17 protein-coding genes and 1 pseudogene are annotated in these 14,289 nt (G+C 39.6%); 4 read left to right on the top strand and 14 right to left on the bottom strand.

Annotated elements, in window-relative coordinates:
* Positions 1–12 precede the first annotated feature (12 nt).
* The 3 genes and pseudogenes from EJ103_RS08110 to EJ103_RS08100 form a co-directional block, all read left to right on the top strand.
* Positions 13–1,044 carry a methionine synthase gene (locus EJ103_RS08110; RefSeq protein ID WP_055253531.1) on the top strand — a complete coding sequence of 344 codons (1,032 nt, stop codon included), beginning with the start codon at positions 13–15 and terminating at the stop codon, positions 1,042–1,044.
* A gap of 283 nt (positions 1,045–1,327) precedes the next feature.
* Positions 1,328–3,346 (top strand): hypothetical protein, encoded by a 2,019-nt coding sequence (locus tag EJ103_RS08105; protein ID WP_126007004.1) that lies wholly within the window; start codon positions 1,328–1,330, stop codon positions 3,344–3,346.
* Between the two features lie 319 nt (positions 3,347–3,665).
* A pseudogene (locus tag EJ103_RS08100) lies at positions 3,666–3,833 on the top strand (methionine synthase); the annotation flags it as partial.
* Positions 3,834–3,913: 80 nt separating this feature from the next.
* Here the strand turns inward: EJ103_RS08100 and EJ103_RS08095 are convergent.
* From EJ103_RS08095 to EJ103_RS08050, 9 genes are all read right to left on the bottom strand, one after another.
* Positions 3,914–4,108 carry an EAL domain-containing protein gene (locus EJ103_RS08095; RefSeq protein WP_241232302.1) on the bottom strand — a complete coding sequence of 65 codons (195 nt, stop codon included), beginning with the start codon at positions 4,106–4,108 and terminating at the stop codon, positions 3,914–3,916.
* Between the two features lie 44 nt (positions 4,109–4,152).
* On the bottom strand, positions 4,153–4,728 hold the full coding sequence (locus EJ103_RS08090) for a hypothetical protein (protein ID WP_126007002.1): 576 nt from the start codon (positions 4,726–4,728) through the stop codon (positions 4,153–4,155).
* A gap of 62 nt (positions 4,729–4,790) precedes the next feature.
* Entirely contained in the window at positions 4,791–5,234 is a 444-nt protein-coding gene (locus tag EJ103_RS08085) for a HEPN domain-containing protein (protein ID WP_126007000.1), read from the bottom strand.
* A 135-nt stretch (positions 5,235–5,369) separates the two neighbouring features.
* Positions 5,370–5,780, bottom strand: coding sequence for a hypothetical protein (locus EJ103_RS08080; RefSeq protein WP_085065397.1), 411 nt, complete (start codon positions 5,778–5,780; stop codon positions 5,370–5,372).
* A 64-nt stretch (positions 5,781–5,844) separates the two neighbouring features.
* On the bottom strand, positions 5,845–6,834 hold the full coding sequence (locus tag EJ103_RS08075) for an IS30 family transposase (protein ID WP_126006998.1): 990 nt from the start codon (positions 6,832–6,834) through the stop codon (positions 5,845–5,847).
* Positions 6,835–6,950: 116 nt separating this feature from the next.
* Entirely contained in the window at positions 6,951–7,367 is a 417-nt protein-coding gene (locus tag EJ103_RS08070; protein WP_126006996.1) for a hypothetical protein, read from the bottom strand.
* A gap of 81 nt (positions 7,368–7,448) precedes the next feature.
* Entirely contained in the window at positions 7,449–7,889 is a 441-nt protein-coding gene (locus EJ103_RS08065) for a hypothetical protein (RefSeq protein WP_126006994.1), read from the bottom strand.
* A 136-nt stretch (positions 7,890–8,025) separates the two neighbouring features.
* Entirely contained in the window at positions 8,026–8,259 is a 234-nt protein-coding gene (locus tag EJ103_RS08055) for a hypothetical protein (RefSeq protein ID WP_126006991.1), read from the bottom strand.
* A 104-nt stretch (positions 8,260–8,363) separates the two neighbouring features.
* Entirely contained in the window at positions 8,364–8,777 is a 414-nt protein-coding gene (locus EJ103_RS08050) for a hypothetical protein (protein WP_126006989.1), read from the bottom strand.
* A gap of 155 nt (positions 8,778–8,932) precedes the next feature.
* On the opposite strand from EJ103_RS08050, the gene EJ103_RS20375 reads away from it, so the two are divergent.
* Positions 8,933–9,265: a phage integrase N-terminal SAM-like domain-containing protein gene (locus EJ103_RS20375; RefSeq protein WP_346773402.1), complete on the top strand. Its 333-nt coding sequence runs from the start codon at positions 8,933–8,935 to the stop codon at positions 9,263–9,265.
* Between the two features lie 100 nt (positions 9,266–9,365).
* Here the strand turns inward: EJ103_RS20375 and EJ103_RS08040 are convergent, their stop codons facing one another.
* The 5 genes from EJ103_RS08040 to EJ103_RS08020 are packed head-to-tail and all read right to left on the bottom strand — an operon-like array spanning position 9,366 to position 14,160.
* Positions 9,366–10,136, bottom strand: a complete 771-nt coding sequence (locus EJ103_RS08040) for an SDR family oxidoreductase (protein ID WP_126006987.1) — start codon at positions 10,134–10,136, stop codon at positions 9,366–9,368.
* A gap of 9 nt (positions 10,137–10,145) precedes the next feature.
* Entirely contained in the window at positions 10,146–11,045 is a 900-nt protein-coding gene (gene mmsB / locus EJ103_RS08035; protein ID WP_126006986.1) for a 3-hydroxyisobutyrate dehydrogenase, read from the bottom strand.
* 10 nt (positions 11,046–11,055) lie between these two features.
* Complete coding sequence (locus EJ103_RS08030) at positions 11,056–12,207, bottom strand: enoyl-CoA hydratase/isomerase family protein (RefSeq protein ID WP_126006984.1); 1,152 nt, start codon at positions 12,205–12,207, stop codon at positions 11,056–11,058.
* The gene (locus EJ103_RS08025; protein WP_126006982.1) at positions 12,207–12,992 is read right to left on the bottom strand and encodes an enoyl-CoA hydratase; all 786 of its coding nucleotides are present in this window, start codon (positions 12,990–12,992) and stop codon (positions 12,207–12,209) included. The genes EJ103_RS08030 and EJ103_RS08025 overlap by 1 nt, the downstream gene beginning before the upstream one ends.
* 10 nt (positions 12,993–13,002) lie before the next feature.
* Positions 13,003–14,160: an acyl-CoA dehydrogenase family protein gene (locus EJ103_RS08020; protein WP_126006980.1), complete on the bottom strand. Its 1,158-nt coding sequence runs from the start codon at positions 14,158–14,160 to the stop codon at positions 13,003–13,005.
* Positions 14,161–14,289 lie beyond the last annotated feature (129 nt).

Raw genomic sequence — 14,289 nt, 5'->3', positions numbered from 1 at the left:
GTCACTCTTATTATGAAAACATTATTACCTACATCTACAGCAGGCAGTTTACCAAAGCCCTTATGGCTTGCAGAGCCAGAAACCCTTTGGTCGCCGTGGAAGCTTCAAAACAACGAACTCATTGAAGGCAAAAAAGACGCCCTGCGCATTGCACTTCACTCACAACAACTCGCTGGTATTGACATAGTGAGCGATGGCGAGCAAACACGCCAACATTTTGTAACTACATTTATAGAGCACCTTAACGGTGTTGATTTTGAAAAACGAAAAACCGTAAAAATACGCGACCGTTACGATGCAAGTGTACCAAGCGTAGTGGGCCCTGTTAGCCGCCAAAAACCTGTGTTTGTAGAAGACGCTAAGTTTTTGCGCTCGCAAACTAACCAACCTATAAAGTGGGCACTACCCGGCCCAATGACCATGATAGATACACTTTATGACGACCACTACAAAAGCCGTGAAAAACTAGCCTGGGAATTTGCCAAAATACTCAACCAAGAAGCCAAAGAACTAGAAGCCGCAGGCGTAGATATTATCCAATTTGATGAGCCCGCGTTTAATGTATTTTTTGATGAAGTAAACGATTGGGGCATTGCCTGTTTAGAACGCGCAATTGAAGGGTTAAAATGCGAAACTGCTGTGCATATTTGTTATGGCTACGGCATTAAAGCCAACACCGATTGGAAAAAAACACTTGGCAATGAATGGCGCCAGTACGAAGAAGCTTTTCCTAAATTACAGCAATCAAATATTGATATTATCTCACTTGAGTGTCACAACTCACACGTACCTATGGACTTACTTGAACTGATCAGAGGTAAAAAAGTAATGGTAGGCGCTATTGATGTTGCCACCAATGAAATAGAAACACCCGAAGAAGTAGCCGCTACTTTACGCAAAGCCCTACAGTTTGTAGATGCCGACAAACTCTACCCCTGCACAAACTGCGGCATGGCCCCGCTTTCGCGCGAAGTTGCAAACGCTAAGCTTAATGCATTGAGTAAAGGGGCGGAAATAGTAAGAAAAGAGTTATTAGTGCAGTAGTAAATTTAGTTATAGCGCATTATTAAATTTTATAAATAATGCGCTTAACTCATATTTATAAAAAACTGCATTAATTACTAAAAATCACTTCTAACTATTTAATAAAACAAAATATAATATAAAGAGCTACACTATCGCCCCCCCCACTACTACATCATTTCAAATTTCTACACTTGAATTACAAATAATCATACTGTAATACTTAGTATGTAACATTAAGTCTCTACTTTAAGCAGTACAAAGTAAGTATATTTTTACATAAATCATGATTAAAGGACTAGTTATGCTGAATAATGTTAAAAATCTAAAAAAAATTAAAACTAGAATACATCATAAGTACGCAAAAACTTTAAACACGTTAAATACTGAAAAAGATCTTAAAAAATTAATTGATAGTAAGGATGTCATTTCTTTTGATATTTTTGACACTGTTATTGTTAGAAAAATACTTAGCCCCAGTGATATATTTAGGATAGTTGAAAGTATATATAAAAAAAAATATGGAGAGCTTAGTTTTAACTTCTCAGAAATAAGAAGTAAAGCTGAATCAAAAGCGAAAATAAAACTAGATAAAATTTGTATAGGATTATCTGAAATATACGAATATATTAGGTCTTCTTATGACTTAGATATAGAAACGATCAACAAGCTAAAGTTATTAGAAATAGATATTGAGCTAAAGCTATGTACGAAAAATGAATATATATTCTCATTCTATCAGTACTGCATTGAATGTAATAAACAAATCATTTTCACTTCTGACATGTACCTTCCCGAGACCGTTATAGGTGAAATCCTTCATAAAAACGGCTACACAAAATACCACTCACTCTTTGTTTCATCTGTTATAGGTAAGTCAAAGTCACAAGGTGCAATATACCCTCATATCATCAACTCTCTCTCCTGTAGAGCATCTCAGATTCTACATATTGGAGATTACTTCTATGCGGATGTAATAAACTCTTCTAAATTTGGTATAACTCCATATTTTTATCAAAAAACTAGCGAATTGGGCTTTAAAAAAAATGAGTTCAACATTCTAAGGAAACTTTATGATAAAGAATTATCAATTTCCGATTCGATTTACTTTGCAACCATATTCAATAAACACTTTACACATAGAGCGACTAAAAAAGAAATTACCTCTTATGAGTTTGGTTACACATATTGCGGGATACTCTATTTAGGTTACATAAAATGGTTAACGAAGCAAGTTAATGAACAGGGTATTAAAAAGGTGTTTTTTCTCGCTCGTGATGGTTACATGATGCATAAAATATATAATATTATTAATAAATCAAGCCATGTGCCCCCTAGTGAATATATGTATGCCTCACGTAGAGCAATTAACATACCGACTATACAGGATAGTTTAGATTCATTTTCAATGAATATACTTTGTAATTTTATTCCTAATTTAAATGTAGAAGACTACCTTAATAGAGTTCATCTTAACGCTGACAGACATATAGAGAAAATACAACGTGCTGGATTTATAGATAAAAAGCATATAATTAAAACTGAAGATGACAAAGTAAAGTTAGCTACACTTTTTCAAAGCTTATCAGCTGAAGTGTGTAAAAACACCGCCATCGAAAGAGATGTTTTAGTAAAGTATTTAGACAAAATAGGTTTTACTAAAACTGAAAAAATCGCCATTGTTGATATAGGGTGGCGAGGAACAACTCAACACTCGTTAGAGAAGTTAATGTCCTTCATGGATAAGTCACCAGAAATAGTGGGGTATTACTTAGGAACATTTAGCAAAGCGAAAGAGTTTGTTGATAAAGGTCTAGCCATGTCTGGCTATAGCTGCAATTTATCTCTTCCAAAGTGGAATTATGATGTTTTGAATAACTGCGTAGAGATGTTTGAGTTTATTTTTTCTGCGCCACACGGTTCAGTTATTAACTTTGAAGAGAATAATGGAGCCATCAAACCTGTATTCGAAAGCGCAAATATATCAGCCAAAAAATCTCAGATGATAAGTGAGCTACAAAAAGGGGCTGAGGACTTTGTAAGAGATTTTACAGAGGTTGAAGCAGCCACTATTGAGGTTGATATTGATGCAAAGTCGGCTTTAAGTCCAATTTCAAGACTATTAAACTCCCCTACTTATAACGAAGCAGTGTATTTTGGTAACCTAACACATACTGAATACATAGGAACAAAAAATTATGATAGATACTTTGCTAAAGTAACTGAGCCTTGGTGGGCCATGCTTAACCCAATAAAAACAAGAAAAATATACTACTCGACAGTTTGGAAAGCCGGACTCAAAAAAAGATATTTGAGGCTTTAGCGAAATTAACGAGTTTATTGAGAGCGTACAAAATTCTGTGTAAGACTAACCTATGACGCTTTCTTGTTTCTTTCAACACCCTGACTCAAATAAGCCAACTGCAGCAGCGCCATTTATTTCATGTATTTATAGCCGTTCATCTAAAACTACAAAAATAGCATGAGTATGCTAAGAATCAGTTATTAAGTATTCTGAGTTGTCCAAAGTGAGACCATTTACTTCATAAGTTGTAGCGGCACAAATTAGACTCTAGGCACAAATTAGACTCGACACCCACTATAATTTAACGAACCGAACTGTGTCCCTAAATATGTTGCGTCAAGTAGCCGCTACTTTACGCCAAGCCCTGCAGTTTGTATATGCCGACAAACTCTACCCCTGCACAAACTGCGGCATGGCCCCGCTTTCGCGCGAAGTTGCAAACGCTAAGCTTAATGCATTGAGTAAAGGGGCGGAAATAGTAAGAAAAGAGCTATTAGTGCAGTAAAGCTTGCTTTAAAAACTAGCTATGTAATTAAAACCAGCGCACTTATTTTAAAATTAAGTGCGCTGGTTGAGTTAATTATTTTAGGATTTAAGTAACACGCAAAAGTCATCCCACGGTAATGGCCGCGATAAATAGTAGCCTTGTGCCCAATCACAACCAAGTTCTTTGAGGTAAGTCATTTGTGCTTCGGTTTCAACACCTTCAGCAATCACTCTAAGATCGTAAAGCGGACAAAAATTGTGGGTTGAAATGTGTAGCGAATCGAAGCGAAACATAACCCACTGTTTTTGTGACGTTTAAACGCCTTTTTATAGCAATTTCAGCCACAACATTTTTTATGTTTTTTACTAGAGCCACAATAGCAATAATCATTGCGCCCTGTGTTTTTAACAGCAAGTGCTTGGATTTGTGGGTATAAAGCCTGACAACTGCCATTAATATCTTGAATTTCTGAGCATGAATTATCAAAGCCCATTAACCTAAGCTCATCGTGTCTTTTATGTAGGTCTAGGTAATTATCTAAAACTTCATCGTCTACCAACGGAATGAACCTGCTAGGCAAATATTCATTTTGAATAAGTTGATCTATTGAATTGTCAGGAGAAAACTTAGCAGTATTTTTCCTATTTTCATTTAAAGTTACACATAAAAAAGAGTTGTCACTTTTTTTAACTAAAGCATGTGCGGTAAGTTGTATCGCTACATTACCTATAACAGTTATTAACCAACCAAACTGAAGTTCATCACCATGATTTTCAATGTACTTTGTAGTATTTTTTAAGCAATTTAACTCTTTCGAGTATTCTTGCCTTTCAATTGCAATAGGAGATAAATACTTTAACCCAGCTCTTTTAAGTAAGTCATCGGATATAGTTTTAGGATCAAACTTTCGCATCAAATTGCATACTCCATTATCGCTATAACGCGGAGGTTTTGGCGTCAGACTGGAAGCGCTTGTCAGGCATACTTATCGACTAGCTCTGCAACAAAAGGCCAAGAATGCTTACATAGCTCAACATCGCGATCTCTAGATGGAGACTTTTGTCCATGCATGAGATTACAACGTACTTGATAAATGAACATCAATATAGATTTAAGTTTGGCTAATGGACAGTCTGAAGAATTATAACTATCTATATCTCTTTGAGAGTTTCTTCCGTTACCGCGCATATCTATAATTGGTCTAGACATGAAATATGTGATTTCTGTTTGGTGGTTGTCGATTAATTTCTGAGCTGTACCCACATCAACATTAGCATCAATGAATTGTTTGATTGCTTGAATTTCTGAATTTGATTGATGAGCACTGTATAAATTATTGAAGCCCATCCAACAATTGCTCAAGCAATCCATTGGATCATCATGGTTCAAACCTCTTTGTAACCACTCTAAAGATTTCACTGAACCTCCTTGTATGCCTACGCCCAAATAATGCGCGCACAGCGCGCTGACTGTGTGTGCCAAACTGCGAGCTTGCGAGCCAGGCACACACTGGCTTAGCGCTGAGCGTCGTGTTAATTTGCTTGTTAGCTCTCGTTACCAAATGTACTTCCTGTAATCAAGGATCCTACCAGCCACTTCACAGGCCTCACACCTAACTATCCAGCCCAACAATGCTTTGTTGCCGACAATGTTTCCTTGACAAATAGGGCATTTTTCATCTGCAACAGCGCTCGGTAATTGCCCACTGCTTTTACGAGAAAAAGCTGAACAAAATGCAAGGAATTCGTCGCTTAGGCTCCAGTAGAGCTCGCCTGATATTTCATAGCAAAATTTAGTAAACCTAATCTGCTTATTTGTGGCTTTTTCCTCTGGGCTTGAGCTCATCTTTGCATCTATAGCAGCGTTAATGCTTCGGTAACGTTCAGGCCACTTTTCTCGGTCGATCATTTCTTGGCAATCAAGAAGCTCTTCCATTGAATATGTTGAATAATCTGGCTCACTCATGCTTCCCTCCGAGAGAGAATTATTAAATTTGACACCCACTATAAATCAGCGAACTGAACTATGCCTAGATTCTAATTGGAAGTGCACCACCTAATTCATTATAGACTTCATTTGGTGTTTTAAATCCTAAACATTTTCTAGGGCGATTATTTAGTTGCTCCTCTACCTTTTTTAATTGCTGATGGCTTACTTTGCTAAAGTTTGTTTTCTTCGGATAATACCTTCTAATTAACCCATTTATTTGCTCTACAGCACCTTTTTCCCAACTGTGATAAGGCTCACAAAAATAAGATTTATTTTTCAAAATGGCTTCTACTTTTTTAAACTCCGTATTTTCAGAGCCATTGTCATAAGTTATCGATAAACAAGAGCTTGGTGGGTAAATAGATAGTTTTTTACATATTGCATTCGATGTCGCTAGAGCTTTTTTAGATGATAATTTAGTGATGTGACACACTCTAGAAACTCGTTCAAGTAACACATTCAGCGCACATTTTCTGTCGCTAGATTCAACAGAGTCACTTTCCCAATGCCCAACGTTTTTTCTGAGATTAATGTCATCTGGTCTGTCTAAAATACTACATCTTTGACCCCAAACTGTTTTCGTTTTACGGGTTGGATATTTTTTCTTACGCTTTTTATGTTGCCTAGCTAAATATACAATAAGTGATGTTTCATTCTTGTATATATATTGATAAATGGCCTCGTGAGATACGCTGGGTAAGGTTTTATCAAATTTTATTCGTCCAGCTATGATCTCAGGACTCCACCCAAGTTTGAGTTTATCTGCCACATAGCGTTGAGCTTCAACAGACTTAAGCTTAACTCGCTTAGCTCTCTCCCTTACCCTTACTTCATAATACATTTGAGCTGGATGAGGGTAATAAGTTGGTACGTAATAATCATATTTATTACGCTTTAGCTCTCGGCTAATAGTGCTATGTGAGCGATTTAGTAATCGGCTCACCTCTCGTATTAATTTTTTCTGGTAATGATACCACTCAAATAAACGACAACGTTCAAAGTTAGATAAATGTGAATATTGGGTACCCATGGCACACCTCCTGAACTTATAGTTTAGTAAAGGTGGTGCACTTCGACCTTGAATCTGGCAGTACGCAAAGAGCAAAATTTAAGATGGGTGTCTAATTTATTTCTTTGAGTGACTTGTTATAAGCCGTATAAAGATATTCCCAAAGACACACCTGCACCTAAAATAAAAAACACAAAGTTGGCTAAAATACCTTTCCAGAAAGATTTATCAACTTCTTTTCGTAATTCACCTTGTAACAATTGAGCAACAGCTTCAACCTGCTCCTTATTCATAGACACCAAATTTTGATATTTTTCTGCATCTTTTTCTAACTCTACAACTAAATGTCGCCTAGATTGAATCTCTTGCTCTACTTCTGTAACAAGATGGCTAGATTCTTTTAACGCTGAAGTTAATTTATTAATACGATCTTCTAATGTTTCTTGTTTATTTTCTTTTCTGTATCTAAATGACTGAAAGACCGCAGCAATTGCAGACGCTATTGCGCCAATCCCGGCGGCACTTGTCATTATTAATGCTATTTCGGAAGACACTGAATTCTCCTAGGCTTATAACGCCTGCCAGCAGGGGCGCTGAATGCGTCCCTCTGGCTGGCTTTGTTACAAGTTTCTACCCTATGCATCATCAAACCTGATGCCATGAACTTTGGTTACACCATCTTTGTGAATCAAAGTTAATTTCACAGATAGCTTACGATTTTCATATTGCACAACAGTAGTATAAATTGCTTCTGTCTTGTCACTGCCATTAAATGAATTAAAGTGTGTCCAATTAACTAATTCTGGTGCCTCATGCGAAGTCATCTGGCCTAGCTTTTTCGTTTGCTCAAGCATTGCAATCCACTGTTGCTCTGGTTGCTGAGAGAAGCCTTCCTCTGTCATTAGAGATTTAAAGTCCGCAACCTTCCAGCTGTCAATTTGATCCAATGCTTTCTCAACAAATGGTACAAAGACAAGCTCTTTATCGGGACCAGTATCACCGTTTGAATAGGCTATAAGTGCACCCACAGCCAGCGTTGAAAAAACACCAGCGAGATATGATAAGAAATACTTCAAGGTTTACTCCTTTGACTTGCAACTTTCCAATAACGGGCGCAGACATGTGGGGAATAATGGCGAAGCCGCCCCGCGTGTATGCGTCCCAGCGAACGAAGTGAGTGTGTTGATTGGGTTGTTATGTGAATTTTCTGATTTAATCTTGAAAGTCCTCGGGTATCTCTTCTTTGAAAAGAGTGATTGCTTGTTCGATTAGTTCTAAATCTAGCTGATCTTGGAACAGACTAACTTCTCTTTTCTTTTTGGTGTCGTCCCGGAAGATTTCCATGACCATATTGTTACCTACATATATTTCGACGCCAATACCATCGCGAGCACCAGTGTCACTAGCTATAACGTAATGTTCTATTTTTGAAAACTTCTCACTCATGTAGAAACCCACGATTCACATAACGCCACAATTACCGAGCGGAGCATTGCGTGGTAAAGTGAGCGAAGCGAACCACGCAATGCGGAGTCCGGTTGATTGTTTTGTTATGCGCTTGCACTTTGATAATACGCCTTAAGCTTTGTATTTTGGAAAATATAGAGGCCCCAAGCTGTAACAATACACCCACCAACTACAAGCCCAGTTAAGCTACCAAAGGACATAAGGCCCACTATACCTGCCCAATATGCAAAAAATAGATACTTTGAAATAACATGCCTTTTTGAAATAGAAAGCATACAAATAGCCAAGTTTATTAGTATTGCGATGGGAGCGAATCCGGATATCCAGAACTCACTATAAGTTAGTTCATCACCATTTAAACTATAAGTAGCGCTTGGCCAAGGCCAGTACATGAAGACCAATAAGGGAAAGAATGTTACTACGTTAAGAAGATACAAAAATGCAAATAATCTAGGCATATCCTTGGCAGAGGTAAAAACCTGCATAATGTTATTCATTCACCCTTCCCTAATCGACGATATCGCATAACAATTTTGTCTACGACATTTGTCGTTTTATAAACCGACAAATGTCCATATATTACAGTGCATTTATCTTAACCATCAAATAAACACCTGTAAACAATTAGTTAACTGGAGAATATTTTTAATCAATGCACAAATACACCGAAATGGTGGAGATCAGTAATATTGGACAAAACAACAAGAACTGTCTATATATACAGTTAATTTTTACTAGAGATTCATATCATGAAATCATCTTTTTAACTATGATAGCCGAACAAATGTATCTAAAGCGTTATGCTAAAAGTACCATTAAAGCGTATTTATACTGGATAGCTTCGTTTATTCGATTTAACTCTATGAGGCACCCAACAACAATGGGAAATAATGAGGCCGAACTTATTTTGAATCACTTAGTCAACCAAAAAAAGTGGCTCCTAACACTCAAACCAAGCCTTAAATGCGTTGAGCTTATTATTTAAAGAGGTGATTCAAAAGCCACTCTTATTAGGTATTTTTTAAAACAAAAAAGCACAGCCCACAAGCGCCATGCTTTTTAAATCAATCTTAACCTAGTTCGGTTTACAAACGAATACCGCCGTCTATTTCAACCACGCGACCGGTGAAAAAGTCGTTTTCGATTATGTACTGTGCAGTATGGGCAATTTCGTCGCTTTCGCCTAAACGCCCTACGGGTGTTACTGCCAGCATGCGCTGTTTGGCTTCGGGTTTCATGGCGTCGGTCATGGCGGTACTTATTACACCTGGTGCAATAGCGCCTACGCGTATACCAAAACGGCCAAGCTCTTTAGCCCACGTGGTGGTAAGTGCCACTACGCCTGCTTTTGAAGCTGCGTAGTTTGTTTGCCCAATATTACCCGCGCGCGCTACACTCGACATATTCACTATTACGCCGCCTATGCCTGATTCAATCATGTGGCTTGCAGCTTCGCGCCCTGCTAAAAATACGCCAGTGAGATTTACATCAATCACTGATTGAAATTGCTCAAGAGACATTTTTTTAACCACTTTGCCGTCTTTAGCTTTTATAAACATGCCGTCGCGTAAAATACCGGCGTTGTTTATAAGCACACCAATGTGGCCAAAATCGCTATTAATGGTATTAAATACGTTTTCTACTTCGCTCTCAGCGGTTACGTTTGCGGCATAGCCTTTAATAGTGCCAGATATACCTTCCAGCTGTGTGAGTTTTTCGCACGCTGTGTTTAATAACTCTTGCGCCATATCTATAAGTGCGATGTTAGCGCCCATAAGGGCAAATTTTTGCGCCATTGCAAAGCCTAAACCTTGTGCGCCACCGGTTATTACTACCGTGTTATTTTTAATTTCCACGCCTTGCTCCTACTTAGAAAACAGTTTAAAAATGGCGCTAAAATCATCACTGCCAGCACCTTGGTGCTGTAGCATAGTGTATAAATTTTTAGCCATTGAACCCATTGGGGTTGAAGAATTACTTTGCTGCGCGGCTTCCATGGCAAGCCCTAAATCTTTAGCCATTAAATCGACCATAAAGCCAGGTTTGTAATCGTTACTTGCAGGGGCTGCATCCATTACACCTGGGCATGGGTTGTAAAGTTCAAGGGTCCAGTTACGGCCAGAGCTTGCAGTCATAATGTCGCTGAGTACTTTTGCATCTAGCCCATTATTAATACCCATTTGCAGGGCTTCGCTCGTACCTGCCATTAAAATACTGAGAAGCATGTTGTTGCATATTTTTGCAACTTGTCCTGCGCCAATATCGCCTGCATGAAATATGTTTTTACCCATATCATTAAGCACAGGTTGTGCGGTATTAAACGCGGCTTTACTACCACCAACAATAAACGTAAGCGTGCCTGCGGTTGCTCCAGCAACACCGCCCGATACCGGTGCATCTACAAAGCTAATACCCTGCTCGCCAAGTGCGCTGCCAACCACACGGGCCGACTCTGCATCTATTGTTGAGCAATCTATTACTAAGGTGTTGTTGCTAAGCACATTAATTAAGCCGCTATCGTCGTTATTGCCCAAATAAAGTGATTTAACATGTTTGCCCGCAGGTAACATACTAATAAGTATATCGGCATTGGTAGCACATGCATTTGCATTATCAGCTGCGTGTGCGCCTTTACTTGCAAGTTCATTTAAGACCGACTGGTTTAAATCAAATGCTGTAACATTATGGCCGGCTTTAATTAAATTAGCCGCCATAGGGCCGCCCATATTACCTAAGCCGATAAAACCAATATTGAGTTTAGTCATCGTCTTTCCTTTATATGTGTGTTGGGGTGTCTAAGCCATTGAGTGGGTGATTTTCGCCAAAACGGTTAGCAAAAAAGCTCTCTATTATGGCTTGTGGTACATCATTCAGTGTTTTGTATTGCCAATTAGGCGCGCCGTCTTTATCTATTAATAGTGCTCTTACGCCTTCTTGAAATTCACCTACTTCGCCAGCGCGTACCGACATACCCAGCTCCATTTTAAAGCACGCTAGCAAGCTTTTACCTTTACTGGCTTTTAGCTGCTCACTTACTAGCGCGCAACTTAGTGGGCAACCATGTTTAAGTGATTTTTGGGCGCGTTGCAGCCATTTATCGTCAGTAGCTAGGCCTAAAATATAATCAACTTGTTCTTGTAGCGTATTAAATTCAGCTAATTTTTGAATGGTTGCTAAGTTAGCTTTAATATTGCCTTTGGGCATACGCGCAGATTGGTTATCTAAATCGGTTAATAATTTAGTCAAACGCTCATGATTTAAGCTTGCGGTTTTGCCCCACTTAGCCGCTAAAATTTGCGCTAGCATGGCATCATATTTAGTGCTGTCGATAAAGTGATCGGCAAGCGATACAAAGCGTGCATCTTCACAATTAATAGAGGCCGATGTTAACCCTAAAAATAGCCCCACACCTTGTGGCATTTTATGTAAAAAGTAACTACCACCTACATCTGGGTATAAGCCTATGGTTTGCTCTGGCATAGCAATGCGCGATGTTTCGGTTACTACGCGGTGGCTAGCACCAGCCATTAGGCCTAAACCACCGCCCATAACAATGCCATTCCCCCACACTAAAAGTGGTTTTTCGTAGCAATGAATAAGGTAGTCAAGCTGGTACTCTAGGGTAAAAAAATCTTCAACTAAGCTTGTTGGTTTACCTTGCGCCATTGCATGATGAAGACTCACTACATCACCACCAGCGCAAAATGCTTTATCCCCTGCGCCTTTCAACAATACCATTGCAATTGCATCATCGCTTTGCCAAGCCCGCAATTGCGGCTCGAGTAATTTGATCATGTCAAAATTAAGGGCGTTTAATGCTTTAGGTACGTTGAGTGTAATAACTCCGATTAAGCTGCCGTTTGCTGCACTTGCCGTTTCAAATAGCACGGGGTCGTCGGCATTATTTAATAACGTTAAATTACTCATTAGCCATTTACCCAATTTGCGCGGCGTTTTTCTAAAAAGGCATTAACGCCCTCTTGTTGATCTTGTGTATCAAACAGCCCAACAAACAATTCACGCTCAAGTGGTAATACACTCACCATAGGTTGATGGCGGCCTTTTTGAATTAATGTTTTACACGCAGAAACCGAGCTTGGGCTTTGCTCGCTTACTTGATTGGCAAGTTTTAACGCCGCTGCAAAGCTTTCGCCTTGTGGGACTACTTCCTCTACTAAGCCAATTTGTAAGGCTTTATCGGCTTTTAAGCGCTCGCCACATAAAATCATGCGTTTTGCCCAGCCTTCACCTACAAGCCATGCTAAATTTTGCGTGCCACCCGCGCACGGTAATAAACCCACTTTTGCCTCTGGCAGTGCCATTTGTGCTTGCTCTTCTGCTATACGAATATCACACGCAAGCGCTACTTCTAACCCGCCGCCCATGGCATAACCGTTAATGGCCGCAACCGACACCCCTGTAAAATTAGTCAGTGCTTCAAAGGCTTCACCAAATACACGCGACATATCAGCGGCAACGCCTTTATCGCCACTAGCAAATACGTTTAAATCGGCCCCGGCGCTAAAAAACTTCTCGCCTTCGCCAGTAAGCACTAAGGCATAAATGTTTTTGTTGTTATTAAGCTCGTTAACTTTGTTTTTTAAATCAATTAAGGTGTCTTTTGTCCAGGTATTAGCTGGTGGGTTAGACATAGTTAAAATAGCAACATGGCCTTCGGTAGTCAGTTCAATACTCGGGTTAGATTGTGACATAACTTGCTCCTTATAAAACGTCGCTTGCAGACTCGGCTAAAATACGGCGCGCTATAATTACACGCATAATTTCGTTAGTACCTTCTAAAATTTGATGAACGCGTACATCACGTACATGGCGCTCAAGCGGGTATTCTTTTATGTAACCGTAACCACCATGTACTTGCAGTGCCTCGTTACACACGTTAAAGCCAACATCGGTGGCAAAACGTTTAGCCATGGCGCAGTAGGTAGTTTTTTCACTATCGCCGGTATCAAGTTTAAATGCCGCAAGCCTTACCATTTGGCGCGCAGCTACAAGCTCAGTGTTCATATCGGCAATTTTAAATTGCAACGCCTGAAACGCAGCCAAGGGCTTACCAAATTGAGTGCGCTCTTTTAAGTACTCTTTTGCTGTGTTTAGCGCAGCTTGTGCAGTACCAATTGAGCATGTGGCAATATTAATACGCCCGCCATCTAAGCCTTGCATGGCAAATTTAAAGCCTTCGCCCTCTTTACCTAATAAATTATGCGCCGGAATACGCACATCTTCAAAACTAATTAAGCGTGTTGGTTGTGCGTTCCAACCCATTTTTTCTTCTGCTTTACCGTATTCAACGCCTTGTGCGTCGCCAGGGACTACAAATGCCGAAATACCCGCAGCACCTTCGCCGCCTGTACGCGCCATTACCACTAGCACTTCGGTTTCGCCTGCGCCCGATATAAACATTTTTGAGCCGTTAATAACGTACTCATCACCTTCAAGTACGGCTTTTGTTTTTAGTGATGCTGCATCTGAGCCCGCCCCTGGCTCTGTTAAACAATAAGAGGCAAGTAGCTCGCCCATTACTAATTGCTCTACGTATGCATCTTTAACTGTATCTGTACCAAAACTTGCTACCATCCACGTGGCCATATTATGAATAGTTAGCATGGCCGTTGTAGCGGTACAGCCCATCGCAAGCTGCTCAAATATAATGCTTGAATCTAAACGTGATAAACCAAGGCCGCCGGCTTCCTCTGGCGTGTATAAACCGCAAAAGCCAAGCTCGCCCGCTGCTTTAATTGTATCTTTAGGAAAAATATGCTCGCGATCCCACTTTGCTGCATGTGGAGCAAGTTCTGATTCTGCAAATTGGCGTGCAGTTTCTGCAAAGGCTTGTTGATCTTCTGATAAGTTAAAGTCCATGGTAGACCTCTTTAATTGTGTTGTTAGTGTGTCCCATTAGGGTAAATGAGTGAAGAGCGGCAAAGGCTGATGTGTGTGTTCTAGTTGCTTGTCAGCGGGTTTAGCCTTTGCGCCCTTCTTTATTATTAT

It is taken from the genome of Pseudoalteromonas sp. Xi13, assembly GCF_003952205.1.
Taxonomy (GTDB): Bacteria; Pseudomonadota; Gammaproteobacteria; order Enterobacterales; family Alteromonadaceae; genus Pseudoalteromonas; species Pseudoalteromonas atlantica.
The sequence above is the reverse complement of the archived record's forward strand: the minus strand, read 5'-3'. Positions and strand labels throughout refer to the sequence as shown.